The sequence below is a fragment of the Rhodobacter capsulatus genome (assembly GCF_052363175.1).
In the GTDB taxonomy this organism is placed as follows: Bacteria; Pseudomonadota; Alphaproteobacteria; order Rhodobacterales; family Rhodobacteraceae; genus Rhodobacter; species Rhodobacter capsulatus_D.
The window spans coordinates 348,269-373,957 of sequence record NZ_CP198946.1 but is presented as its reverse complement, the minus strand read 5'-3'; the positions used below and the strand labels follow the sequence as shown (position 1 = coordinate 373,957).

General features: G+C 63.5%; 29 protein-coding genes and 1 pseudogene. 8 read left to right on the top strand and 22 right to left on the bottom strand.

All coding sequences use genetic code 11. From position 1 onward, the window contains the following. Window positions 1–56: 56 nt before the first annotated feature. The 4 genes from ACTTAI_RS02605 to yihA all read left to right on the top strand — a co-directional run bounded on the left by ACTTAI_RS02605 (window position 57) and on the right by yihA (window position 5,004). The gene (locus ACTTAI_RS02605) at window positions 57–1,601 is read left to right on the top strand and encodes an EAL domain-containing protein (RefSeq protein WP_444454043.1); all 1,545 of its coding nucleotides are present in this window, start codon (window positions 57–59) and stop codon (window positions 1,599–1,601) included. A 147-nt stretch (window positions 1,602–1,748) separates the two neighbouring features. Continuing rightward, the gene (gene yidC / locus ACTTAI_RS02600) at window positions 1,749–3,602 is read left to right on the top strand and encodes a membrane protein insertase YidC (protein ID WP_444454042.1); all 1,854 of its coding nucleotides are present in this window, start codon (window positions 1,749–1,751) and stop codon (window positions 3,600–3,602) included. Then, window positions 3,599–4,354 (top strand): MOSC domain-containing protein, encoded by a 756-nt coding sequence (locus ACTTAI_RS02595; RefSeq protein WP_444454040.1) that lies wholly within the window; start codon window positions 3,599–3,601, stop codon window positions 4,352–4,354. The genes yidC and ACTTAI_RS02595 overlap by 4 nt, the downstream gene beginning before the upstream one ends. Then, window positions 4,354–5,004 (top strand): ribosome biogenesis GTP-binding protein YihA/YsxC, encoded by a 651-nt coding sequence (yihA, locus tag ACTTAI_RS02590; protein WP_444454038.1) that lies wholly within the window; start codon window positions 4,354–4,356, stop codon window positions 5,002–5,004. Before ACTTAI_RS02595 ends, yihA begins: the two co-directional genes overlap by 1 nt. A 27-nt stretch (window positions 5,005–5,031) precedes the next feature. Here the strand turns inward: yihA and ACTTAI_RS02585 are convergent, their stop codons facing one another. After that, window positions 5,032–5,763, bottom strand: a complete 732-nt coding sequence (locus ACTTAI_RS02585; RefSeq protein ID WP_013066087.1) for an SDR family oxidoreductase — start codon at window positions 5,761–5,763, stop codon at window positions 5,032–5,034. A gap of 128 nt (window positions 5,764–5,891) precedes the next feature. Between ACTTAI_RS02585 and argB the strand changes: the two genes are divergently transcribed. Genes argB through ACTTAI_RS02570 form a run of 3 tightly spaced genes read left to right on the top strand, consistent with a single transcriptional unit; the run spans window position 5,892 to window position 7,911 of the window. Beyond that, window positions 5,892–6,770: an acetylglutamate kinase gene (argB, locus tag ACTTAI_RS02580; protein ID WP_031320811.1), complete on the top strand. Its 879-nt coding sequence runs from the start codon at window positions 5,892–5,894 to the stop codon at window positions 6,768–6,770. Beyond that, on the top strand, window positions 6,767–7,393 hold the full coding sequence (locus ACTTAI_RS02575) for a ferredoxin (protein ID WP_444454036.1): 627 nt from the start codon (window positions 6,767–6,769) through the stop codon (window positions 7,391–7,393). Before argB ends, ACTTAI_RS02575 begins: the two co-directional genes overlap by 4 nt. Next, on the top strand, window positions 7,390–7,911 hold the full coding sequence (locus ACTTAI_RS02570; protein ID WP_444454034.1) for a SixA phosphatase family protein: 522 nt from the start codon (window positions 7,390–7,392) through the stop codon (window positions 7,909–7,911). Before ACTTAI_RS02575 ends, ACTTAI_RS02570 begins: the two co-directional genes overlap by 4 nt. Window positions 7,912–7,997: 86 nt before the next feature. Here ACTTAI_RS02570 and ACTTAI_RS02565 read toward each other — a convergent pair whose 3' ends face one another. The 18 genes and pseudogenes from ACTTAI_RS02565 to rplO form a co-directional block, all read right to left on the bottom strand. Continuing rightward, a complete protein-coding gene (locus tag ACTTAI_RS02565; protein ID WP_444454032.1) occupies window positions 7,998–8,789 on the bottom strand; it encodes an amino acid ABC transporter ATP-binding protein in 792 nt (263 codons plus the stop codon). Between the two features lie 10 nt (window positions 8,790–8,799). Beyond that, window positions 8,800–10,104, bottom strand: a complete 1,305-nt coding sequence (locus tag ACTTAI_RS02560; RefSeq protein ID WP_444454030.1) for an amino acid ABC transporter permease — start codon at window positions 10,102–10,104, stop codon at window positions 8,800–8,802. Between the two features lies 1 nt (window position 10,105). Further along, window positions 10,106–11,386 (bottom strand): amino acid ABC transporter permease, encoded by a 1,281-nt coding sequence (locus ACTTAI_RS02555; protein WP_444454028.1) that lies wholly within the window; start codon window positions 11,384–11,386, stop codon window positions 10,106–10,108. Window positions 11,387–11,512: 126 nt separating this feature from the next. Beyond that, window positions 11,513–12,529, bottom strand: a complete 1,017-nt coding sequence (locus ACTTAI_RS02550) for an amino acid ABC transporter substrate-binding protein (protein ID WP_444454027.1) — start codon at window positions 12,527–12,529, stop codon at window positions 11,513–11,515. 220 nt (window positions 12,530–12,749) lie between these two features. Then, window positions 12,750–13,463, bottom strand: a complete 714-nt coding sequence (locus ACTTAI_RS02545) for an ATP12 family chaperone protein (RefSeq protein WP_444454025.1) — start codon at window positions 13,461–13,463, stop codon at window positions 12,750–12,752. Further along, the gene (locus tag ACTTAI_RS02540; RefSeq protein ID WP_444454023.1) at window positions 13,460–14,116 is read right to left on the bottom strand and encodes an HAD-IA family hydrolase; all 657 of its coding nucleotides are present in this window, start codon (window positions 14,114–14,116) and stop codon (window positions 13,460–13,462) included. Before ACTTAI_RS02540 ends, ACTTAI_RS02545 begins: the two co-directional genes overlap by 4 nt. Beyond that, window positions 14,113–15,180, bottom strand: coding sequence for an RluA family pseudouridine synthase (locus tag ACTTAI_RS02535; protein ID WP_444454022.1), 1,068 nt, complete (start codon window positions 15,178–15,180; stop codon window positions 14,113–14,115). Before ACTTAI_RS02535 ends, ACTTAI_RS02540 begins: the two co-directional genes overlap by 4 nt. Then, window positions 15,177–15,554: a fluoride efflux transporter CrcB gene (gene crcB / locus ACTTAI_RS02530; RefSeq protein WP_444454020.1), complete on the bottom strand. Its 378-nt coding sequence runs from the start codon at window positions 15,552–15,554 to the stop codon at window positions 15,177–15,179. Before crcB ends, ACTTAI_RS02535 begins: the two co-directional genes overlap by 4 nt. Before the next feature lie 31 nt (window positions 15,555–15,585). Beyond that, window positions 15,586–16,894: pseudogene (locus ACTTAI_RS02525) on the bottom strand (replication-associated recombination protein A). Window positions 16,895–16,974: 80 nt separating this feature from the next. Then, entirely contained in the window at window positions 16,975–17,565 is a 591-nt protein-coding gene (locus tag ACTTAI_RS02520; protein WP_444454018.1) for an acyl-homoserine-lactone synthase, read from the bottom strand. Window positions 17,566–17,614: 49 nt separating this feature from the next. Then, window positions 17,615–18,226 (bottom strand): autoinducer binding domain-containing protein, encoded by a 612-nt coding sequence (locus tag ACTTAI_RS02515; RefSeq protein WP_444454016.1) that lies wholly within the window; start codon window positions 18,224–18,226, stop codon window positions 17,615–17,617. Window positions 18,227–18,407: 181 nt separating this feature from the next. Continuing rightward, complete coding sequence (gene rplQ, locus ACTTAI_RS02510) at window positions 18,408–18,827, bottom strand: 50S ribosomal protein L17 (RefSeq protein ID WP_444454015.1); 420 nt, start codon at window positions 18,825–18,827, stop codon at window positions 18,408–18,410. A 132-nt stretch (window positions 18,828–18,959) separates the two neighbouring features. Next, window positions 18,960–19,976 carry a DNA-directed RNA polymerase subunit alpha gene (locus ACTTAI_RS02505; protein ID WP_444454013.1) on the bottom strand — a complete coding sequence of 339 codons (1,017 nt, stop codon included), beginning with the start codon at window positions 19,974–19,976 and terminating at the stop codon, window positions 18,960–18,962. A 118-nt stretch (window positions 19,977–20,094) separates the two neighbouring features. Next, window positions 20,095–20,484 (bottom strand): 30S ribosomal protein S11, encoded by a 390-nt coding sequence (gene rpsK / locus ACTTAI_RS02500; RefSeq protein ID WP_013066070.1) that lies wholly within the window; start codon window positions 20,482–20,484, stop codon window positions 20,095–20,097. A 14-nt stretch (window positions 20,485–20,498) separates the two neighbouring features. Further along, a complete protein-coding gene (gene rpsM / locus ACTTAI_RS02495) occupies window positions 20,499–20,867 on the bottom strand; it encodes a 30S ribosomal protein S13 (RefSeq protein ID WP_136908052.1) in 369 nt (122 codons plus the stop codon). Between the two features lie 181 nt (window positions 20,868–21,048). Beyond that, window positions 21,049–21,702: an adenylate kinase gene (locus tag ACTTAI_RS02490; protein WP_444454011.1), complete on the bottom strand. Its 654-nt coding sequence runs from the start codon at window positions 21,700–21,702 to the stop codon at window positions 21,049–21,051. Between the two features lie 11 nt (window positions 21,703–21,713). Continuing rightward, a complete protein-coding gene (gene secY / locus ACTTAI_RS02485; protein WP_444454009.1) occupies window positions 21,714–23,084 on the bottom strand; it encodes a preprotein translocase subunit SecY in 1,371 nt (456 codons plus the stop codon). Window positions 23,085–23,187: 103 nt separating this feature from the next. After that, entirely contained in the window at window positions 23,188–23,658 is a 471-nt protein-coding gene (rplO, locus tag ACTTAI_RS02480; RefSeq protein WP_444454008.1) for a 50S ribosomal protein L15, read from the bottom strand. A 161-nt stretch (window positions 23,659–23,819) separates the two neighbouring features. Here rplO and ACTTAI_RS02475 point away from each other — a divergent pair, with 161 nt between their 5' ends. Next, window positions 23,820–24,395 (top strand): hypothetical protein, encoded by a 576-nt coding sequence (locus tag ACTTAI_RS02475; RefSeq protein WP_444454006.1) that lies wholly within the window; start codon window positions 23,820–23,822, stop codon window positions 24,393–24,395. Between the two features lie 4 nt (window positions 24,396–24,399). On the opposite strand, the gene ACTTAI_RS02470 is transcribed toward ACTTAI_RS02475, so the two are convergent. From ACTTAI_RS02470 to rpsE, 3 genes are all read right to left on the bottom strand, one after another. Further along, window positions 24,400–24,735, bottom strand: coding sequence for a ribonuclease E inhibitor RraB (locus ACTTAI_RS02470; protein WP_181420792.1), 336 nt, complete (start codon window positions 24,733–24,735; stop codon window positions 24,400–24,402). 86 nt (window positions 24,736–24,821) lie between these two features. Then, on the bottom strand, window positions 24,822–25,013 hold the full coding sequence (rpmD, locus tag ACTTAI_RS02465) for a 50S ribosomal protein L30 (RefSeq protein WP_013066063.1): 192 nt from the start codon (window positions 25,011–25,013) through the stop codon (window positions 24,822–24,824). A gap of 12 nt (window positions 25,014–25,025) precedes the next feature. Beyond that, the gene (gene rpsE / locus ACTTAI_RS02460; RefSeq protein WP_110804780.1) at window positions 25,026–25,583 is read right to left on the bottom strand and encodes a 30S ribosomal protein S5; all 558 of its coding nucleotides are present in this window, start codon (window positions 25,581–25,583) and stop codon (window positions 25,026–25,028) included. Window positions 25,584–25,689: the final 106 nt, after the last annotated feature.

The window sequence follows — 25,689 nt, the reverse complement described above, 5'->3', positions numbered from 1 at the left end:
CTGCCTACGGTCGGACCCGACAAGAGGGCATGCCCTCGTGACGGGTCGAGGGCAAAATGGTTAAAGCGGCGCAGAAGGGCAAGAAACGCAAGGGGAAGCTGCGGGGGCCGATTCTGCTGCGACGGGAAATGGTGGCCTTCCTGCCTGCGGTCTCACTTGCCGCTTTGTGGTTCGGGCTTGAGGGGCTGACCCTTGTTGGCGCCACGGCCCTGATCGTCGCCTGGATGAGCCGCCCGCTCGCGATTCCCCAAGAAACCGAGGACGAGGGCGTCAACCTGCGGGCCTTGCCGCAACGGGCTGACGCCGAAGAGATGATGCAAGCCGCCGCGCAGGATGCCAAGGACAGCGGCAAGGGCACGGCCTGTCTGGTGATAGGCGTCGATGATCCGATGGCCCTGGCCCGACAGATGTCGCGCGAGGAGTTCGAAGAATTCCTGCATGCCTTTGGCGAACGCATCCGGGGCGTCTTGCGCAATTCCGACCGAATCGCCCTGCTCGATGGGGAACGTTACGCCGCGATCCTCACGCCGACGCAGCGCCCAGATCTCGAAAGCATGATCCAGCTGGCGGGGCGGCTGCAGCTCGCCTGTGACGCGCCTTATTCGATCACCGCGCGCAGCGTGAACATCACGAGCCATGTCGGCTTCTGCCTGATGACGCGGGCACCGGAACAGACCGGCAAATCGATCCTGAACGCCGCCGAAATCGCCGCCGAGGAGGCCAGCCGCAATGGCCCCGGGGCGATCCGGGCCTATTCGCCCGACATCAAACAGGGTCCGACCGCGAAAAGCGCGCTGGCCTCGGAAATCACCCCGGCGATTGAGGAAGGGCGGATCGTCGCCTATTTCCAGCCGCAGATCAGCACCGATACCGGGGCAATTTCGGGCATGCAGGCCGTGCCGCGCTGGCTGGATCGCGAGCGGGGCATTCTGGCCGAGGCCGAAATCATGCCTGCGGTGATCGCCAAGGGCCTGCAGCTCCGCCTGTCCGAGGTGATGCTGTTCCAGTGCTTCGGCGCGCTGCGGGAATGGGACAAGCTACCGGTCATGCCGGGTCTCGTAAGCCTACCGATCGGGATCGAACATATCACCGACCCCAAGATGTATGACCGGCTGAAATGGGAATTCGACCGTTTCGACGTGCATCCGCAACAGGTCGGTCTGGTCCTGCACCGCGAGGTGACGGCGCGGCTCGATGATGAAGTGATCATGCGCAATGTCTCGCAATGCGCCAAGATGGGCTGCCGGATCGAGCTGGCAGGATTCGGAACCGGCCCGATCTCGGTCTCGGCGATCCGCCGCACCGGGGCGGACCGGATTCGCATCCACCGCTCTTTCGTCACCAATGTCGAGCGCGACCCGGAACAGCAGCGTCTGGTCTCGGCCCTCGTCTCCTTCGCCGCCGGGCTCGGGCTTGAGACACTGGCCGAAGGCGTCGCGACGATCGGCGAGCATGCGATGCTGGCGCAGCTTGGCTGCAACCATGTGCAGGGCAAGGCGATTTCGGCGCCGCTGCCGCTTGACGAATGTGCCTCATGGATGCTGCGCCATGATGCACGGCTGTCTTCGATCCCACGCCCGGATCTGCGCCGCGGGGCCTGAGCGCGCGTGTCGAACACGCCTTTTCCCGCTGCGACAAAAGGCGGGAATCGGCGCTTGCACGGAGCTCCTGCGCGAAAGCGCTTGACCTTTCGCCGCCCCTTCTGTTGAACCGGGCCGACTCCGGACCGGCAGGGGAAATACACGCCCATGGACAATCAAAACAGGAACCTCATCCTTGCGACGGTGCTTTCAGCACTGGTGATCGTCGTCTGGACCGTTTTCTTCCCGCCGCCGAAACCGAAAGCGACGGACCCGGTCACGCAAAGCCAGACGGTGGGCGAAGCCGCGCCGACGACTGCCGCACCGGTCGCCACGGCCGTACCAGCCGTCGACCCCGCGCCCGAGGCGCCGCGCGTCGCGATCGACACCCCGGCGCTGACGGGCTCGATCTCGCTTCTGGGCGCGCGTTTCGACGACCTGTCGCTGAAGCGCTACCACGAGAAGCTGGACGAGAATTCGCCGCTGGTGCGCCTGCTCGCCCCGGTGGGCGGCACCGATCTGAACGGCGCCAAACCCTATTATGTGGTTCAGGGCTGGTCCGCGCTGGCTGGCGCAAGCGCCACGCAAGTGCCGGGACCGAAGACGCTCTGGACCGCGCAGCCGGGCGCGAAACTGACACCGGAAACGCCGCTCACTCTGACTTGGGACAATGGCGCCGGTCTGCTTTTCACCCGTACCATTGCCGTCGATCCGCAATATCTCTTCACCGTCACCGACAGCGTGAAGAACACCGGCACCGCGGGCGTCAGCATTGCCCCTTGGGGCATCATCGCCCGTCACGGCATTCCGAAGGGCAACCGGGTCTATGTGCTGCATGAAGGTGCGGTGCGCATGACCGATGGCGAGTTGCAGGAAATCAAGTACAAGGACATCACCAAACTCGACAGCATCGAGGGTGAGGGTCAGGCAGACGTGATCTCGGCCGAATCGAACGGCTGGGCGGGCTTCACCGACAAATACTGGATGACCACGCTGGTCCCGACCGATGGGAAATTCACTTCGGTGGTGAAATACGTTCCCTCGGCCGATCTCTATCAGACCGAAACCCGTCAGCCCGCGGTGGAAATCGCCGCCGGGGCGACCGCTTCGGTGACGACGCGGCTCTTTGCGGGCGCGAAGGAATGGGAAGCGATCGCCGAATACCAGAACGATCCCGGCTGGTTTGACAGCCTGCTCGGCGATCGGGTCGATCCGAACCGTCCGCAGATCACCCGTTTCGTCGATTCGATCGACTGGGGCTGGTATTACTTCCTGACGAAACCGATGTTCCGCCTGCTGCACTGGCTGCATGCCGTGCTGGGCAACATGGGTTTTGCGATCATCGCCCTGACCGTGATCATCAAGCTGATCGTCTTCCCGCTGGCGCGGACCTCCTACATCTCGATGGCGAAGATGAAGGAAATCCAGCCCGCGATGGAGGCGCTGAAAGAGCGCACCAAGGACGACAAGGCTGCGATGCAGAAAGGGATGATGGAGCTTTACAAGCGCGAAAAGATCAATCCCGCGGCAGGCTGCCTGCCGATCCTGCTGCAGATCCCGATCTTCTTCTCGCTCTACAAGGTGATCTACGTCACGATCGAGCTTTACCACGCGCCCTTCATTGGCTGGATCCATGACCTTTCGGCGCCGGATCCGTCCTCGATCCTTAACCTGTTCGGGCTCCTGCCCTATGCGACGCCGGAACCGGGCTCGATGCTGTTCATGTTCAGCCTCGGCGTGCTGCCGATCCTTCTGGGCATCTCGATGTGGTTCCAGCAAAAGCTGAACCCGGCGCCGACCGACCCGAGCCAGGCCGCCGTCTTCGCCTGGATGCCCTGGATCTTCATGTTCATGCTGGGCAGCTTCGCCTCGGGCCTCGTGCTCTACTGGATTGCGAACAACACGATCACCTTCATCCAGCAATATTCGATCATGACGGTGCACGGCAAACGGCCCGATCTGTTCGGCAATATCGCGTCGAGCTTCCGCAAGAAGCCCGCGCCTGAAACGCCGAAGAAATGACGGCACATCTGGTCGACATCGTCCGACATCCGATCAAGTCGATTGGCTTCGAGGACATCCAAAGCGCGCCCCTGATACAGGGGCGCGTTCTGCCTTTTGACCGGGTCTGGGCGGTCTCGCACGAGGCGGCGAAATTCGACAGCCCGTTGACAGAATGGGCGCGCAAGCTGAACTTCGTGCGCGGCGTTGCGGCGCCGAAGCTGATGGCGGTCACCGCGCAGATGCAGGCGGACGGGCAGATCACGCTGAGCCATCCCGAAGTGCCAGCCCTGACCCTCGATCCCGACCGGGCCGAGGATCAGGCGCGGCTTATCGACTGGCTGAAACCGCTCTGGCCCGAGAACCGCCCCGCGCCGCGCGCGGTCGAACGGGTCGAAGGCGTGGCGCTGGCCGACATGGCCGAGCCTTACATCTCGCTTCTGTCGCTGTCCTCGCTGGCGGCGCTGGCACAGGCGGCCAGCACCGAAATCTCGCGCCACCGCTTTCGCGGCAATCTCTGCATTGAGGGCTGGGCGCCCTGGGCGGAGCGTGATCTGGTGGGCAAACGGCTGCGCATCGGCGGAGCCGTGCTTGAAGTCGCGATGCCGATCACCCGCTGCCGGGCGACCTGCACCAACCCGGACACCGGGATGGAAGACCTTGAAATGCTGGAATTGCTCGAACGCCTGAACGGCGACTGGCATTTCGGCTGCTATGCGACGGTGATCGAGAGCGGCACCATCACCCTTGGCGACCCTGTGGAGGTGCTTTGATGCAGATGCAGTTCACGCTGGCCCCGGAGCCCGAACAGGACGCCCGCGAGCGCGGCCGGTTGCTGTTCGCCGCGCAGGTCGATTTCGTCAAGGGCGTGGTCGCGATGACGGGCCTGCCCCCGGCCGACCGGCTCGAAGTCTGCTTCGCGGGCCGCTCGAATGTGGGGAAATCCTCGCTGATCAACGCGCTGACCGGACGCAAGAACCTCGCCCGCGCGTCGAACACGCCGGGCCGGACGCAGGAGATCAACTTCTTCACCACCGACGGCGGCCCCTATCTGGTCGACCTTCCCGGCTACGGCTTCGCCGAAGCGCCGGTGGCGATCGTGAAGAAGTGGCAGGCGCTCTTGAAATCCTACCTCTCGGGCCGCGCCACCTTGCGCCGCGCGTTTGTGCTGATCGATGCGCGCCACGGGGTGAAGGCGGTCGACGAGGAAATCCTGCAGCTGCTTGACCGCTCCGCCGTGACCTTTCAGGCGGTGCTGACCAAGGCCGACAAGATTTCCAAGGCCGAGCTGGAGCGGGTGATCGAGCAGGTCAAGGGCGCGCTTTCGAAGCATCCCGCGGCCTATCCCGAAATCGTCGTCACCTCCTCGGAAAAGGGCGACGGCATCGAAACCCTGCGCGCGATCATCGCCACGCTGGAATAGGGGGGCCAAGCCCCCCTCCCCCGCCGGTCAGACGTGCTGTCCGGCGTTCACTTCGATTTCCGTGCCGGTGACATAGCTCGAGGCATCCGAGCACAGGAACCAGATCACGTCGGCCACTTCGCGCGGCTGGCCCAGACGGCGCAGCGGCAGGGTCTCGACGATCTTTTCGGTGCCGGGCGACAGGATCGAGGTCTCGATCTCGCCGGGCGCGATCGCATTGACCCGCACCCCCATCGGCCCGAAATCATGCGCCATTTCCCGCGTCAGCGCCTTCAGCGCCGCTTTCGAGGTCGAATAGGCCGCGCCCGCAAAGGGATGCACGCGCGAGCCCGCAATCGAGGTCACGTTCACCACCGCGCCCTTGGCCGCCGAGAGTTCGTCCTTCAGCCCGCGCGCCAGCACGATCGAGGCGAAGAAGTTCACATGGAACACCTGCCCCCAGGTCCGCAGATCGGTGTCGATGGAATTCAGCCGCGCGCCCCCCGGCCCCTTCGGCGAGATCCCGGCATTGTTCACCAGCGCATGCAGCTTGCCGCCCAGCCGCGACTTGATCTCGTCGATCGCCTGGATCGTCGCATTCGGATCGCCCAGATCGAGCTGGATGTGATCCTCGCGCCCGCCGCCCCAGGGGCATTGCTCGGGGAAGGGCTGGCGCGAGCAGGTGATGATCCGCCAGCCTTCGCGTGCGAAGCGCTTCACCGTGGCATGGCCGATCCCGCGGCTCGCCCCTGTCAACAGCAACACCTTCCGTCCGTCCATGCCCGTTCTCCTGCTTTTCTCCTTCGATGTAATCACCGGCGCGGGAATGGCAATGCCCTTGGCAGTCGGGCCGATTGGTTCTAACAAAGTCCGGACTTCCCCGAGGGCTTCCGATGAGAAAACAGACGATGGACCGTGACTGGATCGCCACCGCGAAGACGCTTTCCGAGGCGCTTCCCTATCTGCAGCGTTACACCGGCGCCGTCGTCGTGGTGAAATTCGGCGGCAATGCCATGGGCGACGACGAGGCGATGGCAGAATTCGCCCGCGATGTCGTCTTGATGAAGCAGGTCGGGATGAACCCGGTCGTCGTGCATGGCGGCGGGCCGATGATCAACGAGATGCTGGCCAAGCTTGGCATCAAATCCGACTGGGTCCGCGGCAAGCGCGTCACCGACAAGGCCACGGTCGAGGTGGTCGAGATGATCCTCTCGGGCCTCGTGAACAAACGCATCGTGCAGGCGATCAACGATCAGGGCGGCCGCGCCGTCGGCATCTCGGGCAAGGACGACGACCTGATGGTCTGCGAGGCGGACGATCCGGAGCTTGGCTTCGTCGGCAAGCCGGTCGAGATGAACGTGCAGATCGTGCGCGACCTTTATGGCGCGGGGCTCATTCCGGTCATCGCCCCGGTGGCGACGGGCGTGAATGACAACGAGACCTTCAACGTCAACGGCGATACCGCGGCGGGTGCCATCGCGGGGGCGCTGCAGGCCGACCGGCTGCTGCTGCTGACCGATGTGGCTGGCGTCAAGAACAAGGCGGGCGAGGTCATCACCCAGATGAGCCCCGACGAGGTTCATGCGCTGATCGAGGATGGCACGATCTCGGGCGGGATGATCCCGAAGGTGGAAACCGCGCTGAAGGCGGTCAAGGAAGGCGTCCGCGCCGTGGTCATCCTCGATGGCCGGGTGCCGAATGCCTGTCTGCTCGAACTGTTCACCGAACACGGGGCGGGCTCGATGATCCGCTCGACGCTGACGCGGGTCAAGCCGCGCCGCCGGTGAGCCTGCCGCTTGCCCTGACCGAAGCCCTTGCCGCGGACAGGCTGTTCGTGGCGGGGATGGTCCACGCGCAGGAGGAGACGATCCTCCTCCTCTCCCCTGACGAGCCCGGCTTCTGGGATCATGTCACCGCAGAGCCGGAATTTGCCGATGGCACCGCCGATCCGCTCGACCGCTGGTCGAAGCGGGTGATCGGGACGCTTGCCACGGCCTTCGGCGGGCGCGCGGTCTTTCCCTCGGACGGGCCGCCCTACCCGCCGTTCTTTCGCTGGGCAACCGAGTCGGGACAGACTTTTTCCTCGCCGGTGCAGATGCTTGTCCATGCGCGGATGGGGCTCTGGACCTCGTTTCGGGGGGCGCTGGCCCTGCCCGAAAGGCTTTTTCTGCCCCCTGCGTCAAAACACCCCTGCACGGGCTGCGCCGCGCCCTGCACGACGGCCTGCCCCTGCGGGGCCCTGTCTGCACAGGGCTATGACGTCCCCGCCTGCCACGCCTTCCTTAATACCCGGGAAGGGGAAAACTGCCTTTCCGGGGGATGCCTTGTCCGCCGCTCTTGCCCCCCGGGTCAAAGCTATGGCAGGCTGGAGGCTCAATCCGCTTGGCACATGAGGCACTTCCACAGATGACCCCCCTTGGACACCGTCGCCTGATCCTCACACGCCATGCAAAATCGAGCTGGGACGATCCCCTTATGGCCGATGCCGACCGCCCGCTGAACGCGCGCGGCCGCGTGGCGGCGCATGAGCTGGGCGACTTCCTCGCCTCGCGCGGGCTAGAACCCGAAGAGGTGCTGTGCTCGACCGCGTTGCGCACCCGCGAAACCTGGGAAGGTGTCGCCTCGGCCGTGATCGAGACCCGGCCCGACGTGCATTACATCGACAGCCTCTATCAGGCGACGCCCGAAACGCTGCTCGCCGTGCTGAAGACCGCGACCGCCTCCACGGTGATGCTGATCGCGCATAACCCGGGCATCGCCGATTTCGCCGCATCGCTGCCGTCGCGGCCGAATTACGACCCGGATTTCCGCAAATATCCGACCTGCGCGACGCTGATCGTCGATTTCCAGATCGACGACTGGTCGCAAGTCGCCCCCGGTCAGGGCTCGATGCTCGACTTCTTCCTGCCAGCCAGCCGCGGCAAATAAGAAAAGGGGCAGCCCGACGGCCGCCCCTTTATCTTGCCGCAAATATCCCACGGGCGTGCGGGGGTGTGAAACCCCCGCTTCTGCCGTCAGTGCCCCAGAATCTGGCTCAGGAACTGCTTCGTCCGCTCCGATTGCGGGTTGTGGAAGAAGTCATGCGGGTTGTTCTGCTCGACGATCTGCCCGTCCGCCATGAAGATCACCCGGTTCGCCACCGCCTGGGCAAAGCCCATCTCGTGGGTCACGCAGAGCATCGTCATGCCCTCTTCGGCGAGCTGGATCATCGTATCCAGCACTTCCTTGATCATCTCGGGATCGAGCGCCGAGGTCGGTTCGTCGAACAGCATGATCTTCGGCTTCATGCACAGGCTTCGCGCAATCGCCACCCGCTGCTGCTGCCCACCCGACAACTGCCCCGGATATTTATGCGCCTGCTCCGGGATCTTCACCTTCTGCAGGTAATACATCGCGGTTTCCTCGGCCTCGCGCTTGGGCACCTTGCGCACCCAGATCGGCGCCAGCGTCAGGTTTTCGAGGATCGTCAGATGGGGGAACAGGTTGAAGTGCTGGAACACCATCCCGACTTCCGAGCGCACCTTGTCGATGTTCTTCAGATCCGAGGTCAGTTCGATGCCATCGACGATGATCTTGCCCGACTGGTGTTCCTCGAGCCGGTTGATGCAGCGGATCATCGTCGACTTGCCCGAGCCCGAAGGCCCGGCAATCACGATCCGCTCGCCGCGGTGCACCGTGAGGTTGATGTCGCGCAACACGTGGAACTGACCGTACCACTTGTTCATCTGGCTGATCTGGATTGCGACCTCGTCGCTCACCTGCATGTGGCTGCGGTCGACCGCGTGGTCATAGCTGGGCTCTGACATGAGCGCCTCCTTAACGGTGGTCACGCTTCAGCTTGCGTTCGAGATACATCGAATACCGCGACATGCTGAAGTTGAAGAGAAAGAAGATGACGGCGACGAAGATATAGGGTTCCCAATAGGTGCCCTTCCACGCCATGTCGGAGCGCACGACACCCGAGATGCCCTTGAGCGGGTCAAAAAGCCCCACGAAGGTCACCAGCGTCGTATCCTTGAAGAGCCCGATGAAGCTGGACACGATGCCGGGGATCGAGATTTTCAGCGCTTGCGGCATGATGATCAGCCGCTGCGCCTGCCAGTAATCCAGCCCCAGCGCATCGGCCGCCTCGTATTGGCCGCGCGGCAGCGCCGCCAGACCGCCCCGGATCACCTCGGCGATATAGGCCGCGGCGAAAAGGGTCACGAGGATCACAACGCGCAAGATCAGGTCGAACGTCGTGCCCGGCGGCAGGAAGTATTGCAGCAGCAGCGAGGCGGTGAAGAGCAGCGTGATCAGCGGCACGCCGCGGATGAACTCGATCATGCCGACCGAGAGCGCCTTCACCATCACCATGTCCGACTGCCGCCCCAGCGCCAGCAGGATGCCCAGCGGCAGCGAGACGACGATCGCCGTCACCCCGATCACCAGCGCCAGCAGGAAGCCCCCGAACTGGTCGCTGTCCACCTCGGGCAGGGCGATCGGAAGGACCGCACTCAATGCGCTCTCGATCGGCCCGACGGCGTAAAGCCAGAACAGTGCCGCAGCGACAAGCCCCGCCCCGGCCGAGACCGGCACACCCAGCTTCGGCGCCAGCGCATTGAAGATCAGCGCCATCAGCACGAAGCCGACGAGAACGCCCATCGGCCCCCAGACCGGCCCGCCCCACAGAAGCCAGAAGGCCACGAGCGGGTAAAGCAGCGCGCCCCAGAGCAGTTTGCGCGGCAGGCTGTCAAACAGCACAGGCGCAAGCGCAAGGAACAGCCCGCCAAAGGTCAGGAACAGCCGCCAGTATTGATCGACCGGGTAGAAGCCGAACAGGAACTGGTTCCAGCGTACCCGGATGATCGCCCAGCAGGCGCCGGTGGCCTCTGGCCCCCAACGCTCTGCGATGATCGTCCGGCATTCGGTCAGCGAATTCGCGTTCCAGACGCCATGGATCAGCCAGGGCGCCGCCGCTTGCACCAGCCAAGCCGTGATCAGCAAGCCAAAAAGCGTCAGCGCCGTGTTGAGCGGACCCGAGAACAGGTTTTCGCGCATCCATTTGACCGCTCCCACCTGCGAGACCGGCGCGGGTTTCGGCGGCAGCATCTCGGTGCGGACGAAAGAGGTATCGCTCATCTCACCGCTCCTTCAGCTTGATCGATTTGTTGTAGAGGTTCATCAGGCTCGAAATCGTCAGGCTGATGGTCAGATAGATCAGCATCATCAAGAGCATGCATTCGAGTTCCCGGCCGGTCTGGTTCAGCGTGATGCCGCCCAGCGTGCCGCGCAGGTCCATGTAGCTGACCGCGATGGCCAGCGACGAGTTCTTCGTCAGGTTCAGGAACTGCGAGATCAGGGGCGGCACGATCACCCGAAGCGCCTGTGGCAGGATGACAAGGCTCATGGTCCGGCCCGGACGCAGACCCAGCGCATAGGCGGCCTCGGTCTGCCCCTTCGAGATCGCCTGAATCCCCGCCCGCACGATTTCCGCGATGAAGGCCGCCGTATAGACGGTCAACGCGATCAGCAGCGCGGTGAAGGAATGCAGCATCTGGAAGCCGCCGGTGAAGTCGAACTTGGTGATCTTGGGATAATCCAGATGGAAGCCGAGCGCATAAAGCAGCGCGGTGATCGGCGCGAACAGGATCAGCAGGCTCGGCCACCAGGTCACGGGGCGGATGCCGGTCGCCTCCTGCACCGCCTTCGCCCGGGCCATGAAGCGCCGCCAGCCCCAGAACGAAGCCGCCATCACCGCGATCACCGCCACTGCGTTCAGGCTGACGGGCAGGTTCCAGCCCAGATCGACCACGCCGAGCGAATTGTCGAAGACCGGCGCCGGAACGTTGGTGCCGCGGTTCGTGACGGCGATGGAATCAAAGAGCCACATCGAGGCCTTCGGCGCCTCGCCCGCGGCCTTCATCGCCTCGGTCACGCGGAAATCTTTCGGCACCGGCCGGGTCTCGGCCAGGATCGTGCCCATGAGCAGGATCCACAGAAGCAGCGGGATGTTGCGGAAGGTCTCGACATAGACCGTCATGATCCTCGCCACGAGCCAGTTGTGCGACAGCCGCAGCACCCCGATGACGGTGCCAAGGATCGTGGCCAGGATACAGCCCAGCACCGAGACCAGAAGGGTGTTCAGCAACCCCTCGACCATCGCCCGGAAATGGGTGTCGTCGTTCGAATAGGGGATCAAGGTCTGCGCAAGGTCATAACCCGCGCGCGTCCACAGGAAGTGGAAGTCGAAATCCTTGCCCTTCGCCTCAAGGTTCACATAGGCGTTGTGCAAAAGCCAGACGAGGTCGGCAAGGAACAACAGCAGCACCACGATCTGGATGGTGATCGAGCGGAACCGCGTGTCATAGATGAGCATAGAGAGCCGAAAGCCATCTTTCGGCGGGTCACTAGCAAGTGCCATGGTTTTCCCCTGTCCGATCTGCCCCGCGGCTTTGCGCCGACTGCGTTCGGGACTTGTGCCCCGACAGACCGTCCTTGAAATGCAAAATGCGGCCGGGAGGTCTCCCGGCCGCATCGGTGGGTTGGATCAGCGGAACGGCGGGGCGTACATCAGCCCGCCTTGGGTCCACTGCGCGTTCAGACCGCGCGCCAGACCGATCGAGGTGGAGGCCCCGATATTGGCTTCGAAGATCTCGCCGTAGTTGCCCGAGGCCATGATCGCGCGCTTGGCGAAATCATTGTCGAGACCGATCTTCTTGCCCATGTCGCCTTCGAGGCCGAGCAGACGGCGGATTTCCGGGTTCTGGGTCGAGGCGGCCACTTCTTCAAGGTTCGCCTTGGTGATGCCGTATTCTTCCGCCGCGACGAGCGCGTAGAAGCTCCAGCGGACGACATCGCCCCAGTTGTTGTCGCCATGACGGACGGCCAGTGCCAGCGGTTCCTTCGAGATGATCTCGGGAAGGATCACGATGTCGGCGGCGTTCGGCATGGTCGCGCGCGAGGCGGCCAGCCCCGAAGCGTCGGTGGTGTAGCTGTCGCAGGCACCGGCGAGGAACTTCTGCTGACCTTCGGCGTCATCGGCGATGTTCACCGGCGTATAGGTCATGTTGTTCGACTTGAAGTAATCGGCGAGGTTCATCTCGGTGGTGGTGCCGGTCTGCACGCAGACGGTGGCGCCATCGAGTTCCTTGGCCGAGCTGACGCCGAGCGACTTGTTCACCATGAAGCCCTGACCGTCGTAGTAGTTGACGGCGACGAAATCGAGGGCGAGCTCGGTGTCACGACCAAAGGTCCAGGTCGAGTTGCGGGCAAGCATGTCGACTTCGCCCGAGGCAAGCGCGGTGAAGCGGGTCTCGCCGGTCAGGGCCTTGTATTGCACCTTCATCGGATCGCCCAGAACGGCGGCAGCAACAGCCTTGCAGGCGGCCACGTCGAAGCCCTGATAGGCACCGTTCGCATCCGGCGCGCCGAAACCGGTCAGGCCCGGGTTGACGCCGCAGATCAGCTCGCCGCGGGCCTTGACGTCATCAAGCGTCGAAGCCGCAGCCGCGCCCGCCACAAGGGCAGCCATCGCGACCGAGCCGAAGAATACGGATTTTTTCATGTTTACCTCTTCCTGAGTTGCCGCCCTTGCGGCGGTGAGTCTGCCCTTGACGGGTCTGCAAGTTCTGTGCCGATCATGACCGGCTGCCCGAGTTTGCGCAAATACGTCGGAATTGGTCAAGACGTCTGAGTAATTTTCGATGTCGCAACCGCCCGTTCCGCAGGCAAATGCCCGCTCCGCGCGCATCGCGAAGATCGCACACGCGCCACGGGTCGGGGTTTCAGGCGGTATGCCGCAGTATCCAGAATCGTCCGGCATGGGCGAGCGCCTGCTTCTTCAGCGCGGCCATCTCGGCGGCTTCCTCGTCCTCGCCCCATTGCGCGATCTGCCAGTCCTCGTCGATGCGCGACAGCCTCCAGGCCTCATCGGCGGCGATCTCGCCCTCGGCGACGGCCAGACCCAGCACCAGCGAGCCGGTGATGCCGACCAGATCATGCAGCGCCGCCAGCTCCCAGATATCGCAAGCCGAGACCCGGGCCGCGAGCGCCAGTTGCGCCTGCGCGGGCTGCGCGACGGGCAGGACGCCCGCGGTCACGATCAGCCGCGCCTGATAGCGGCTGTCGGCCCAGTCCAGCCAGCGGTCCCAGGCCGCGGCCTGCAGGGCCACAAGCTCTTCCGGGGTCTTGGCGCGGTAGCACATAAGATCGGTCTCGCCATAAGCGGCGATCAGCTCGGCCACTTCGGCCTGTTGCGCCCGCACCTTGTCGAGCGCGGCATTGGCCGAGCGCGTCACCGGCATCGTCGTCGGATCGACCTTTTCGCCCTGCGCCTGCCATTCGGCGGCCACGGCTTCCGCCATCGCCCGGGTCGGCAGAACCAGCGCCGCCTTGGCGGGGGTCTTCACCGCGCGCCCGTCGAGCTTGACCGTGAACCCGCCCTCGCAGGGCTCGACCGTTGCGGATTTCCAAAACCGTTTCGCGCTCCAGCCACTCATGCAAGTCCCTCCTGCAGGGCCTGTTCCAGCTCGGCGAAACTCTCGACGATCCGCCCGGCCCCGGCCTTTTTCAATTCGGAAACAGGGTGATAGCCCCAGCTGACACCGATCGTCGCCACACCCGCGGCGCGGCCCATCTCGATGTCGTAAGTGGTGTCACCGATCATCACCGCGTCTTTCGCATCAACGCCCGCGGCGCGCAGGGCTTCCAGCACCATCGAGGGATGCGGCTTTGACGGATGGTCGTCAGCCACCTGCGACGAGGTGAAAAGCCCCTCCAGCCCGTGATGGGCGATCAGCGCAGTCACCCCCCGACGCGACTTGCCGGTGGCGATGGCGAGCAGAAGATCCTCGCGCGCGGCAAGATGCAGAAGACAATCCTTCGCGCCGGGGTAAAGCGGCGCGGGCGATGCCGCGCGGCCGGTGAAATAGCTGGCCTTGTAGGCCGCCACCACCGCCGCTTGCGTCGCCTCGTCCTGATCGGGCGCGAGCCGGGCCAGCGCGACGGGCAGCGACAGGCCGACGATCGCCAACACCGCCGCGGGCGGCGGCGGGGGCAGCCCGACAGCCCGGAACGCCTCGGTCATCGCGGCCAGAATATGCGCCTGACTGTCGCTGATCGTGCCGTCGACGTCGAAGATCGCAAGCTTCATCGATCGTCCTCGAACGGGTCGAGCGGGGCTTCGCCCTCGATCCAGCCCAGCGTCTTCCACGTCCGCAGCATGTGATCGGGCAGCGGCGCGGTGATGGTGACGCGCTTCTTGGTGATCGGATGGTCGAAGGAAATCGTGCGCGCATGCAGGTGCAGCTTGCGCGAGAGTTCCCCCCCCAGCTGCGAACCCCAGCCGTCGCCCAGGTTCTCCTGCCCCGAGCCGCCGTATTTACCATCGCCGACGATCGGATGGCCGAGTTCCGCCATATGGGCGCGCAGCTGGTGGGTGCGGCCGGTGATCGGCACAAGGCCGACCCATGAAACGCGGCTTCCCAGCCCGTCGATCACCGCGAAATCGGTGGTGGCACGTTTCGCATCGGGCGTCGAATCGACCTTCGACGGGTGGATGCAGATCATCTTCTCGCCCTCGCCGCCGCGACCATGGCCGGGGGCCTTCACCAGACCATAACGAATCGTGCCCTTCTTCGGGCTCGGCACGCCCGCGACCGCCGCCCAATAGATCTTGCGCGTGGTCTTCAGCCGGAAGGCTTCCGACAGCGCCCGGGCCACGCGGTCGGTGCGGGCAATGAGCAGCACCCCCGAGGTGTCCTTGTCGAGCCGGTGCACCATCTTCGGCCGGTCCTTATAGCCGAATTTCAGCGCATCCAGGAGCCCGTCCACATGCCGATCCCCCTGCCCCGAACCGCCCTGCGAGGGCAGCCCCGCGGGCTTGTTCAACGCGATGATGTGCTCATCCTTCCAGAGCACCGCGGCCTGGATCATCTTTTCGTCTGCGGGCGAGATCTGCGTCGCCTCGCGCCGCGCTTCCGAGCGGCTTTCGGGCGCCTTCGCGCCCACCTCGGGCAGCGGCGGCACGCGCACTTCCATGCCCGGCCCGATCCGGTCCGAGGCCTTCACCCGGCCGCCATCCACCCGCAACTGCCCGGTGCGGCACATCTTTTCCACCGCACCCTGGGTCAGCACCGGGAATTTCTTCTTCAGCCAGCGGTCGAGACGGCTTTCGCCCTCATCCTCGGTCACCTTGATCAGTTGCACCGAACTCATGCGAAAAACCCCCGTGCGAACGCCATGCCCGCGAAAAGTGCTGCCAGACCCAGAACGACCGTGCCGATGACATAGCCCGCCGCCGTGGTCACCTCGCCCGCTTCCCAGAGCTTCGCCGCATCAAGCGAGAACGCCGAGAAGGTGGTGAAGCCGCCCAGAATTCCGGTCATCAGGAAGGGTGCGAAGCGGTTGCCGCCCTTCATCGCCAGAACGACGACAAGCGCCCCCATGGCAAAGCTGCCGACGACGTTGACCGTCATCGTGGCATAGGGAAAGCCGTGACCGAAGAGCCGCGGCAGCGAGACATTGACGAGATAGCGCAGCGCGGAGCCGAGGGCACCGCCAAGCGCAACGAAAAGCAGGGTCTGGATCATCCGGTTTCCTTTGCCGCGCTGGCGCCCAATGTCAACTGCCGCGCTTTTCGCGCAGCTTCGCGAACCAGTCGACGCGCTTCTTCAACTCGCGTTCAAAGCCGCGTTCAACCGGGCTGTAAAAGACCGGCCGCTTCATCCCATCGGGGAAATAATGCTGACCCGAGAAGCCGTCCTCGGCATCGTGATCGTATTGATAACCGGAGCCAAAGCCCTGCTCCTCCATCAGCCGAGTGGGGGCGTTCAGGATGTGCTTGGGCGGCGGGGCAGAGCCAGTCTTGCGGGCGGCTTCCCGGGCGGCCTTGTAGGCGACATAGCCCGCGTTCGATTTCGGCGCGAGCGCAAGATAGATCACCGCCTGCGCCAGTGCGAGTTCGCCTTCGGGAGAGCCCAGCCGTTCATAGGTCTCCCAGGCGTGCAGGCATTGCGTCTGCGCCTGCGGATCGGCCAGCGCAATATCCTCGACCGCCATCCGGGTCAGGCGCCGGGCGATGAAGCGGGGATCCTCGCCGCCCTCGAGCATCCGGCAATACCAGTAAAGCGCGGCATCGGGGTCTGAGCCGCGAACGGATTTGTGCAGCGCCGAAATCAGGTTGTAATGGCCATCGCCCGACTTGTCGTAATTCGCCGCGCGCCGCATCAGTCGGGTCGAGAGCGCCTCGGTGTCCAAGGGCGCCGACAACTTCCACGCCATCACCTGCTCGATCAGGTTGAGCGCGGCACGGCCATCGCCATCGGCCATTTCCAGAAGCGCCTCGCGCGCCGGGGCTTTCAGCGGCAGGGCCTTGCCCATCGCCTGCTCCGCCCGCTGCGCCAGCCGTTCCAGATCGGCCAGAGAAAGCCGTTCCAGAACAATCACCTGCGCGCGCGACAAAAGCGCGGCGTTCAGCTCGAAACTGGGGTTCTCGGTGGTGGCACCGACCAGAAGGATCGTGCCGTCTTCCATATGCGGCAGGAAACTGTCCTGCTGCGCCTTGTTGAAGCGGTGGATTTCATCGACGAAGAGCAGCGTCCCCCGCCCCTGCCCCATCCGCAGCTTCGCCGCGTCGAAGACCTTGCGCAGCTCCGGCACGCCGGAAAAGATCGCCGAGATCTGCACGAAGGCGCGGTCGCTTTCATGCGCCAGAAGCCGGGCAATCGTCGTCTTGCCGACCCCGGGCGGGCCCCAGAAAATCACCGAACCGAGCGAGTGCGCCGCCAGCATCGCGCCAAGCGGGCCTTCGGGGCCAAGTACATGGGTCTGGCCGATCACCTCGGACAGATGCTGCGGGCGGATACGATCGGCCAGCGGCCGCGGGGCCTCGGCCCCCCTTGGGTGCGGATGTGTCGAACAGATCGGGCATGGCGGCCCCACCCTAGCCCCCCCCCTGCCCCGCGGCGGAAGGGGCGAATGGCGGGACCGCCACAAGGCGTTACAGAAGCGTCAGTGCAGCTTCGCCATAAGGTCGATCGACACGCATTGGTAATCGCCGTCGCCGATGAACATCACCGGCCCGATCGGTTGCGCGACAAGGCCACAACGCCGATACCAGCGCGGCCAGCTTGCGGCACTGATCGCCAGCAACCGCATTGCCCCCTGCTCGCGGGCCGAGCGCACCATCGCTTCGACCAGCTGGAAATGCACCTTGCGACGGCTCTGCATCGGGATGTCATGCGATACGAACACGCGCGAGCTTTCCCAGACCTGCGGATCGACAGGTGCGGGCTCCCAGAGCAGCTCTTGCGGGATAGATCCGCCCAGGGTGCCCTTCTGGGCATCGCGAATCATGTAACTGTAGATGCCACAGCTCGCGGTGGTAGGGGTCAGGCGGACCCCGGCGTGAACCTGACCAGCCTCATGAACCGCGATCCAGCGGCTTTGCGGCGTGTCATACTGGTCAAACTCCATCCCGAGTGCCTCGGGCAAGTCCCAGCGGTTCTGGACAATGAAACTTTGCCGTCTTGCGCGAAAGATGTTGGCGAAAAGCTCGCCGTGATTGTGCATGTTGGCAAAGGAAAGGGTAGTGGTCTGCATCGGTCTTCTCCGGGTTGAGGACTGGCCCGGAAGTGACCGCTGCGAGGACCTACAGCAGCCGATACTCCTTCGCTCTCTGGATTGCTTCGGCCGTAGTTCTGGCCATCAGACGTTCGCGCGCCGACAGAAGACGCGCCTTGAACGCAGACTGCGTGATGCCAAGCTTTGCAGCAGCAGCAGCATGTCGATCCCCGGCAGCGATGCACCGCAGGGCCTCGATCTGGGCCTTTGTCAGGCCCTCCGGCGGCTGCGCCAAGTCATGCAGACGCCGGATCTGTTGCGAGATCAGATCGATCTCGTCATCCCGGAACTCACGGTCCCGCAGTGTAAAAGAAGCAATCGTCCGAGAGGTAACCGGCCCGCAGGACACCGTCACCCCGTAGTTCAACCCGTAGCGCCGCGCCTCCCCCAGAATGTTGAACGGGTCAGGCAGGGTGAATTCGCTCCACCGGCAGGCGCCTTCTTCAGAAAAGCCCCAGGCAATTGTCGGCTCGCGCAGCGCATAGGCTTGCCGCGTGTAATGGTCCGTCCAGGCTTCGGGGTAGGTCTGAAACTGCATGATCGGCGCGGCGAAGCGGATGTGCAGGCCAATGAAATAGCCATCCGTCGCGACGCGACCGATTTCCCGCAGGCACTTGTTGATTTCGACGTGAATGGACATGTCTTTTTAGACAGGTGCGGGGGCAAAAGATCAACCGCGAATTGCTGCGGATTGATGATCATTGGCGCGTTTCCGCCGCATTTCCGCAGCGATTCGACAGAAATGCAATCATGGATTGCGACAGATGCAAAAACGAAAACCCGCCCCAAGGGGCGGGCTTCCAGCTTCCCTTGCGGAAGGCTTATTCGTCGGCAGCTTCGAAAGCGGCTTCACGGGCCTTGTCGGCCGCGCCCTTCGCCGAGAGATCACGCTCGACGAATTCGATGAAGGCCATCGGCGCCATGTCGCCGTAGCGGAAACCGGCTTTCAGAACGCGGGTGTAACCACCGTTGCGGTCCTTGTAACGCGGCCCGAGCACTTCGAAGAGCTTGGCAACGTCCTTGTCCTGCTTCAGCATCGCGGCCGCCTGACGACGCGCGTGCAGATCGCCGCGCTTGGCCAGCGTGATCAGCTTTTCGATGATCGGACGCAGTTCCTTGGCTTTCGGCAGGGTGGTTTTGATTTGTTCGTGCTCGATGAGCGAGCCGCACATGTTGGCGAACAGCGCCTTGCGGTGTTCGTGGGTGCGGTTCAGACGGCGGTAGCCGCGAGCGTGACGCATGATGGTCTCCTATAGTCGCGTTTTGCTTTGTGTTGGCCCCCGTGCGTAGCGGGAGTCGTCGTTGGGGCGTCATTGCCCAGAGTTCCCCGGCAGCCCGGGCATTGGTGGGGGGCGTTGCCGCCCCCCGAAAGATCAGAACTGGTCTTCGAAGCGCTTCGCGAGATCTTCGATGTTCTCCGGCGGCCAATCCTCGACTTCCATGCCGAGGTGCAGCCCCATCGAGGAGAGCACTTCCTTGATCTCGTTGAGCGACTTGCGGCCGAAGTTCGGGGTGCGGAGCATCTCGGCTTCGGTCTTCTGGATGAGATCGCCGATATAGACGATGTTGTCGTTCTTGAGGCAGTTCGCCGAACGGACCGACAATTCCAGCTCGTCCACTTTCTTGAGAAGCAGCGGGTTGAACTCGAGCCCGTCGTCGGCATCGGCTTTCGAGGCCGATTCCGGCTCTTCGAAGTTCACGAAGATCGACAGCTGGTCTTGCAGGATGCGGGCGGCATAGGCCACCGCGTCTTCCGGCGTCAGCGAGCCATCGGTTTCGATCTTCATCGTCAGCTTGTCGTAGTCGAGCACCTGGCCCTCGCGGGTCGGTTGCACGTCATAGGCGACCTTCTTCACCGGCGAATAGATCGCATCAATCGGGATCAGCCCGATCGGCGCATCTTCGGGGCGGTTCTTGTCGGCAGCCACGTAGCCCTTGCCGGTATTCACGGTCAGTTCCATGAACACATCGGCGCCATCGTCGAGGTGGCAGATCACGTGGTCCTTGTTCAGAACCTCGATGCCCATCGAGTCCGAGATGTCGGCGCCGGTCACGACGCGCGGACCCTTGGCCGAGATCGAGAGGCGTTTCGGCCCTTCGACGTCCATCTTGAGCGAGATGCCCTTGAGGTTCAGGATGATGTCGGTGACGTCTTCACGCACGCCCGCCACGCTGGAAAACTCGTGCAGCACGTTGTCGATCTGCACCGAGGTGATGGCAGCCCCCTGAAGCGAGCTCATCAGCACGCGGCGCAGCGCGTTGCCCAGCGTCAGACCGAAGCCGCGTTCCAGCGGTTCCGCGATGACGGTGGCTTGCCGTTGCGGATCGTTGCCCGCCTTGATTTCAAGCTGCGTCGGCTTGATCAACTCGGCCCAATTCTTGTGGATCATGCGCTCTGCCTCCATTCTTGTTCCGGACCCATGTCCCTTGCCCGGAACGCCCGAGGAAAAAACGAAACTGACCGGGCCGCGCGGAAACACCCCGCACGGCCCGGCTTAACACAGTTGATTAGACGCGGCGGCGCTTGGGCGGACGGCAGCCGTTGTGGGCGATCGGCGTCACATCACGGATCGAGGTGATGTTGAGGCCAACCGCGGCCAGCGCGCGCAGCGCCGACTCACGGCCCGAACCCGGGCCCTGCACTTCGACGTCCACGGTTTTCAGGCCGTGTTCCTGCGCCTTGCGGGCAGCGTCTTCGGCGGCCATCTGCGCGGCATAGGGGGTCGATTTGCGCGAGCCCTTGAAGCCCATGGTGCCCGACGACGACCACGAGATGGCGTTGCCTTGCACGTCCGAGATCAGGATCTTGGTGTTGTTGAACGACGAGTTCACATGCACCACACCAGCGGCGATGTTCTTGCGTTCCTTGCGTTTGACGCGAGTCTTGTCACGAGCCATGTGCTACCCTCCCCTTACTTCTTCTTGCCGGCGATCGGTTTCGCCGGGCCCTTGCGGGTGCGGGCGTTGGTGTGCGTGCGCTGACCGCGAACCGGCAGGTTCTTGCGGTGACGCAGGCCACGGTAGCAACCAAGGTCCATCAGACGCTTGATGTTCATCGAGACTTCGCGGCGCAGGTCACCTTCGACGGTGAAGTGCGCGTCGATGTATTCGCGGATGGCGAGCACTTCGGCGTCGGTCAGTTCGTTCACCCGGCGGGCTTCGGCGATGCCGACGGCGTCCACGATCTGTTTCGCGAACATCGGGCCGATCCCGTGGATGTATTGAAGAGCGATCGGGACGCGTTTCCCGGTCGGAATGTTGACGCCAGCAATACGTGCCAAAGCGTGCTTCCTTTCGTTGCGGTTCCGTGGTGCCAGAACCTTTTTTCACAACTTGTCCGAAAAATCACCTTTCCGGACGGCTTAACGCCCGAACCTCCGGCATTCCGGAGATTCGGGCGATTCTCATGCGAGACACCGCGACCTAGAGGCTATTTTGGCGCAGGTCAAGCGGTAACACGCCTCAGACTTGCTGATCGAGGATCGCGGCGACCGAAGCCGCCACTTGGTCGATTTCGGCCAGACCATCGACGCCGAACAGATCGCCCGCGTGATAGTAATAGCCGATCAGCGGCGAGGTCTTCTTGTAATATTCCATCAGCCGGGTGCGCAGGCTTTCCTCGTTGTCATCGGCGCGCCGACGCAGGTCGGTCGAGCCGCAGACATCGCAGGTGCCTGCCACTTTCGTGGGCTTGGTGGCGTCGTGATAGACTTCGCCGCACTTGCCGCAGGTGAAGCGCCCGGAAATCCGGTGCACCAGCGCCTCGTCATCCACGCGCATCTCGATCACGGCGTCGAGCTTCTGGCCAATCTTCGCCAAGAGCCGCCCGAGCGCATCCGCCTGCGGCAGCGTGCGCGGGAAGCCGTCGAAGATGAAGCCGTTGCCCTGACCGGACGAAAGCTTTTCCTCAATCAGGCCGATGACGATCTCGTCGGTGACGAGTTCGCCGCGGTCCATCACTTCGGCGACCTTCTTGCCCATTTCGGTGCCCGAGGTCTTGGCCTCGCGCAGCATGTCGCCGGTCGACAGCTGCACCATGCCCCGCTCGTCAACGAGCTTGCGTGCCTGGGTGCCCTTGCCTGCGCCGGGCGGTCCCAGCAGGATGATATTGGCCATGCTTTCCTCCCTCAGCGCCGGGTGGGCGCCTTCTTCGTGGCCGATTTGCGTTTGCCGCGCAGCTGAGACCGCTCGATGAGCCCCTCATATTGATGCGCCAGAAGATGCGACTGAATCTGGTTGATCGTGTCCATCGTCACCGAGACCACGATCAGCACCGACGTGCCGCCGAAGTAGAACGGAACATGCAGCTCCGTTTGCAGGATCGTGGGCAGCAGGCAAACCAGCGCCAGATAGGCGGAGCCGATCACCAGAATGCGGGCCACGACATAGTCGAGGTAGTCTTCGGTCTTCTTGCCCGGACGGATGCCGGGAATGAAGCCGCCCTGATTCTTCAGGTTCTCGGCCACTTCGTCGGATTTGAAGGTGACGTTCGCCGTGTAGAAATAGGCGAAGAACACGATCATCCCGGCGTAGAACGCCAGATAGAGGGGCTGACCGGGGCCGAAATAGGCGAGGATCGTCGACATGATCGGGCCGGTGTTGTCGCCCGAGAAGGTCGAGATCGTCGTCGGCAGAAGCAGCAGCGACGAGGCGAAGATCGCCGGGATCACGCCCGCCGGGTTGACCTTGATCGGCAGGTGCGAGGAGCTGCCGTCATAGATCTTCATGCCCACCTGACGGCGGGGATACTGGATGTGGATCTTGCGCAGCGCCCGTTCCATGAAGACGACAAAGGCGATGACGGCAATCACCATCACCAGCACGCCGATCGTGATCGGGATCGAGGCATTGCCCGCGGCCCGGCCCTGCGCGAAGAAGGTCGCCGCCGCATGCGGGATGTTCGCCACGATACCGACGAAGATGATCAGCGAGACGCCGTTGCCGATGCCGCGCGCGGTGATCTGCTCGCCGAGCCACATCAGGAACATCGTGCCGCCGACCAGCGTCACCACCACCGACGAGATGAAGAACAGATGCGGCACCGACTCGTTCGCCATGCCGCCGTTGTAAAGGCTCGTCGCCAGACCCCAGGCCTGGAACGTCGCCAGACCGACGGTCGAATAGCGGGTGATCTGGTTGATCTTCTTGCGGCCCTGCTCGCCTTCCTTCTTCAGCTGCTCGAGCGCGGGCACGAGCGAGGTCAGAAGCTGAACGATGATCGAGGCCGAGATATAGGGCATGATGCCAAGCGCAAAGACGCCCATCCGCCCCAGCGCGCCGCCGGTGAACATCGACAGCATGCCGCCGATCCCCTGCGAGGCGCGTTCCATGAAGCTCCGCAGCGCGTCAGCATCGATGCCGGGCACCGGAATGTAGGTCCCGAGCCGGTAGATGATCAGCAGCCCGATGGTGAAGAAGATGCGCGCCCTGAGGTCGGAGGCCTTGCTAAAGGCCGACCAGCTCAGGTTCGCCGCCATTTGCTCTGCAGCAGATGCCATGCCCGTCTCTTTCATGCGAGAAGCGCCGCCAGACCGTTCCCCGGTCGGCGGCGCCTGGAAAACTGTTGCCTATGTAAGCGGGCCAAGGCCCGTTCACAACCGATTATTCGGCAGCGGCCGCAGCAACGGTCAGCGTGCCACCGGCTTTCGCAACGGCTTCAACGGCCGCGGCAGAGGCGCCGGTCACAACCAGCGTGACCTTGGTGGTGATTTCGCCCTTGGCGAGAACGCGGATACCGTCCCGCTTGCGCGAAGTCAGGCCCGCGGCGACAAGGATATCGTCGGTGATCGGCGCCGAGGCGTCGAGCTTGCCGGCGGCGATGAATTTCTCGATCAGGCCGAGGTTGACGACGGCGAAAGCCTTGCGGTTCGGCTTGTTGAAGCCACGCTTCGGCAGACGCCGATAGAGCGGCATCTGACCGCCTTCGTAGCCGCCCAGAGCGACGCCCGAACGCGATTTCTGACCTTTGATCCCGCGGCCGGCGGTTTTGCCCTTGCCCGAACCCGGACCACGCGCAACGCGTTTGGATTTCTTGGCCGCACCCGCGTTGTCGCGGAGTTCATTGAGTTTCATGTCGCTTCTCCTTTGCCGGAAGATGCCCCCGGAAGCGAAACCGGAGCACACACGGCGTTTGTTGTTGATTCTGTGGCAGAGCCACCGGGGGCGTATAATTGATGCGCAACCGATCAGCAAGAGTATGATGCAATCGCTAAGGCTGTGGAGGAGGCATCGTGATGAGCTCGTATCTGGACATAGACCAAATGCCTGAGGCTTGGCCTACTAATCGCCTCTCGTCCGAGTTTTGGGCGGAGTTGGGGAGAACAGTTGCAACCTTCGGATTTCTGGAAGAATGTCTCAGTAAAGCGTACTTCGCGCTATCGGCCCGCACTCCTTGCCTACCAGAAAATGCCGAGCAGGCAGTAGCGGATTGGCAAAAAACACTTGAGCAAGCGGTCAGTGAACCACTCGGGAAACGGATACAGCTATTTGAGAAGGCGTGCCGATCTCATCCTGACGTGGATCCGGAAAAACACGAGCGACTATTCGTCGAGCTTGGCCGTGGGAAAGAACTGCGAGACGTCATTTGTCATGCCAGTTGGTCAAACTGCACTTCAAGTTGTAGCGCCTATCCCCTCTTCGTAAGCAGAAAAATGAACGTATTGCAGCAAGAAATAAATATCGGTTTCTTGCAAACAACTCGAAGAGCTACCGCTGAGCAAATTCTCGGGGTCATAAACGTCGTAACGATGCTGGGCTATCGCTTCCCCGGGACGAATGGCCCGGGGGAAGACATTAGCGGGGGTGAGTAATCCCTCACTCCTCCTCGAAGAACCCCCAGCCGTCGGCGATGAAACCGTAAATCGCGGCCATCAGCGTCAGCTTTTCTTCCTCGGCCCAGAGGGTCTCGAAGGTCAGCACCACCGGACCGGTGGTGATCTCGAGGCAATCCTCGTCGTCTTCGTCGTCGGCCTCATACCATTCGACCGAATAGCCCGCGGCCTCGGCGGCCTCGGTAAAGCCGTCCCAGTCGGCCTTCGGCTCGTCGGTGACAAACTGGAAGTTGATGCAGGCCTTCTCGGGCAGCGATTCCATCGACTGGATTTCCCGAAACACCTGTTCGGTCTCGGCCTTCTGCTGCTTCAGGTCCATGCGCGCCTCCTTGGTTGCCCCACCGTCCTAAACGAAAAACGCCCCGGGGGATACCCGGGGCGTTCCTCAATTCTTGCGAAGGACGCTCAGCCGCGCTCTTCGATGATCTTCACGAGGTGCGAGATCTTGTTGACCATGCCACGGACGGCCGGAGTGTCTTCCAGCTCACGGGTGCGGCGGATCTTGTTCAGGCCGAGACCTTTGAGGGTCGCGGTCTGGATGGCCGGACGACGGGCGGCCGAGGCCACCTGTTGCACGACGATGGTTTTCTTCGCCATCTCTCACACTCCTCAGGCTTCGGCCGCTTCAGCGGCGGTCTTCGGCAGGATGTCGGCCACTTTCTTGCCACGGCGCGCCGCGACGTTGCGGGGCGAGGCTTCCAGTTTCAGACCGTCGATGGTGGCGCGGATCATGTTGTAGGGGTTCTGCGACCCGATCGACTTCGCGACCACGTCCTGAACGCCCAGCATCTCGAACACGGCGCGCATCGGACCACCGGCGATGATCCCGGTCCCGGCCGGAGCCGTCCGCATCACCACTTTGCCAGCGCCGTGACGGCCTTCGATGTCATGGTGCAGGGTGCGGCCATCGCGCAGCGGCACGCGAACCAGCGAGCGTTTCGCCTGTTCCGTCGCCTTGCGGATCGCTTCCGGCACTTCTTTGGCCTTGCCCTTGCCGAAGCCGACGCGACCACGCTGGTCACCCACCACGACGAGCGCAGCGAAGCCGAAGCGCTTACCACCCTTCACGGTTTTCGACACGCGGTTGATCGCAACCAGACGATCGGCGAATTCCGGGGTCTCTTCGCGCTCGGCGCGACGCTCCCGGCGGTTTTCACGTTCTGCCATCAGGCATTCCTTTCGTGAATGGCGTGGGTCCACGCCGTTATACCAATCCAGGTGGGCAGCCCCAAAAGGGACCGCCCCCGGATCATCGGGAGGGCTGTAAAGCCCC

What these genes read in the sequence shown, in the direction of transcription:
- ACTTAI_RS02605 (WP_444454043.1), top strand. Translation starts at nt 57, where the DNA reads ATGGTTAAAGCGGCGCAGAAGGGCAAGAAACGCAAGGGGAAGCTGCGG.
- yidC (WP_444454042.1), top strand. Translation starts at nt 1,749, where the DNA reads ATGGACAATCAAAACAGGAACCTCATCCTTGCGACGGTGCTTTCAGCA.
- ACTTAI_RS02595 (WP_444454040.1), top strand. Translation starts at nt 3,599, where the DNA reads ATGACGGCACATCTGGTCGACATCGTCCGACATCCGATCAAGTCGATT.
- yihA (WP_444454038.1), top strand. Translation starts at nt 4,354, where the DNA reads ATGCAGATGCAGTTCACGCTGGCCCCGGAGCCCGAACAGGACGCCCGC.
- ACTTAI_RS02585 (WP_013066087.1), bottom strand. Translation starts at nt 5,763, where the DNA reads ATGGACGGACGGAAGGTGTTGCTGTTGACAGGGGCGAGCCGCGGGATC.
- argB (WP_031320811.1), top strand. Translation starts at nt 5,892, where the DNA reads ATGGACCGTGACTGGATCGCCACCGCGAAGACGCTTTCCGAGGCGCTT.
- ACTTAI_RS02570 (WP_444454034.1), top strand. Translation starts at nt 7,390, where the DNA reads ATGACCCCCCTTGGACACCGTCGCCTGATCCTCACACGCCATGCAAAA.
- ACTTAI_RS02565 (WP_444454032.1), bottom strand. Translation starts at nt 8,789, where the DNA reads ATGTCAGAGCCCAGCTATGACCACGCGGTCGACCGCAGCCACATGCAG.
- ACTTAI_RS02560 (WP_444454030.1), bottom strand. Translation starts at nt 10,104, where the DNA reads ATGAGCGATACCTCTTTCGTCCGCACCGAGATGCTGCCGCCGAAACCC.
- ACTTAI_RS02555 (WP_444454028.1), bottom strand. Translation starts at nt 11,386, where the DNA reads ATGGCACTTGCTAGTGACCCGCCGAAAGATGGCTTTCGGCTCTCTATG.
- ACTTAI_RS02550 (WP_444454027.1), bottom strand. Translation starts at nt 12,529, where the DNA reads ATGAAAAAATCCGTATTCTTCGGCTCGGTCGCGATGGCTGCCCTTGTG.
- ACTTAI_RS02545 (WP_444454025.1), bottom strand. Translation starts at nt 13,463, where the DNA reads ATGAGTGGCTGGAGCGCGAAACGGTTTTGGAAATCCGCAACGGTCGAG.
- ACTTAI_RS02540 (WP_444454023.1), bottom strand. Translation starts at nt 14,116, where the DNA reads ATGAAGCTTGCGATCTTCGACGTCGACGGCACGATCAGCGACAGTCAG.
- ACTTAI_RS02535 (WP_444454022.1), bottom strand. Translation starts at nt 15,180, where the DNA reads ATGAGTTCGGTGCAACTGATCAAGGTGACCGAGGATGAGGGCGAAAGC.
- crcB (WP_444454020.1), bottom strand. Translation starts at nt 15,554, where the DNA reads ATGATCCAGACCCTGCTTTTCGTTGCGCTTGGCGGTGCCCTCGGCTCC.
- ACTTAI_RS02520 (WP_444454018.1), bottom strand. Translation starts at nt 17,565, where the DNA reads ATGCAGACCACTACCCTTTCCTTTGCCAACATGCACAATCACGGCGAG.
- ACTTAI_RS02515 (WP_444454016.1), bottom strand. Translation starts at nt 18,226, where the DNA reads ATGTCCATTCACGTCGAAATCAACAAGTGCCTGCGGGAAATCGGTCGC.
- rplQ (WP_444454015.1), bottom strand. Translation starts at nt 18,827, where the DNA reads ATGCGTCACGCTCGCGGCTACCGCCGTCTGAACCGCACCCACGAACAC.
- ACTTAI_RS02505 (WP_444454013.1), bottom strand. Translation starts at nt 19,976, where the DNA reads ATGATCCACAAGAATTGGGCCGAGTTGATCAAGCCGACGCAGCTTGAA.
- rpsK (WP_013066070.1), bottom strand. Translation starts at nt 20,484, where the DNA reads ATGGCTCGTGACAAGACTCGCGTCAAACGCAAGGAACGCAAGAACATC.
- ACTTAI_RS02490 (WP_444454011.1), bottom strand. Translation starts at nt 21,702, where the DNA reads ATGGCCAATATCATCCTGCTGGGACCGCCCGGCGCAGGCAAGGGCACC.
- secY (WP_444454009.1), bottom strand. Translation starts at nt 23,084, where the DNA reads ATGGCATCTGCTGCAGAGCAAATGGCGGCGAACCTGAGCTGGTCGGCC.
- rplO (WP_444454008.1), bottom strand. Translation starts at nt 23,658, where the DNA reads ATGAAACTCAATGAACTCCGCGACAACGCGGGTGCGGCCAAGAAATCC.
- ACTTAI_RS02475 (WP_444454006.1), top strand. Translation starts at nt 23,820, where the DNA reads ATGAGCTCGTATCTGGACATAGACCAAATGCCTGAGGCTTGGCCTACT.
- ACTTAI_RS02470 (WP_181420792.1), bottom strand. Translation starts at nt 24,735, where the DNA reads ATGGACCTGAAGCAGCAGAAGGCCGAGACCGAACAGGTGTTTCGGGAA.
- rpmD (WP_013066063.1), bottom strand. Translation starts at nt 25,013, where the DNA reads ATGGCGAAGAAAACCATCGTCGTGCAACAGGTGGCCTCGGCCGCCCGT.
- rpsE (WP_110804780.1), bottom strand. Translation starts at nt 25,583, where the DNA reads ATGGCAGAACGTGAAAACCGCCGGGAGCGTCGCGCCGAGCGCGAAGAG.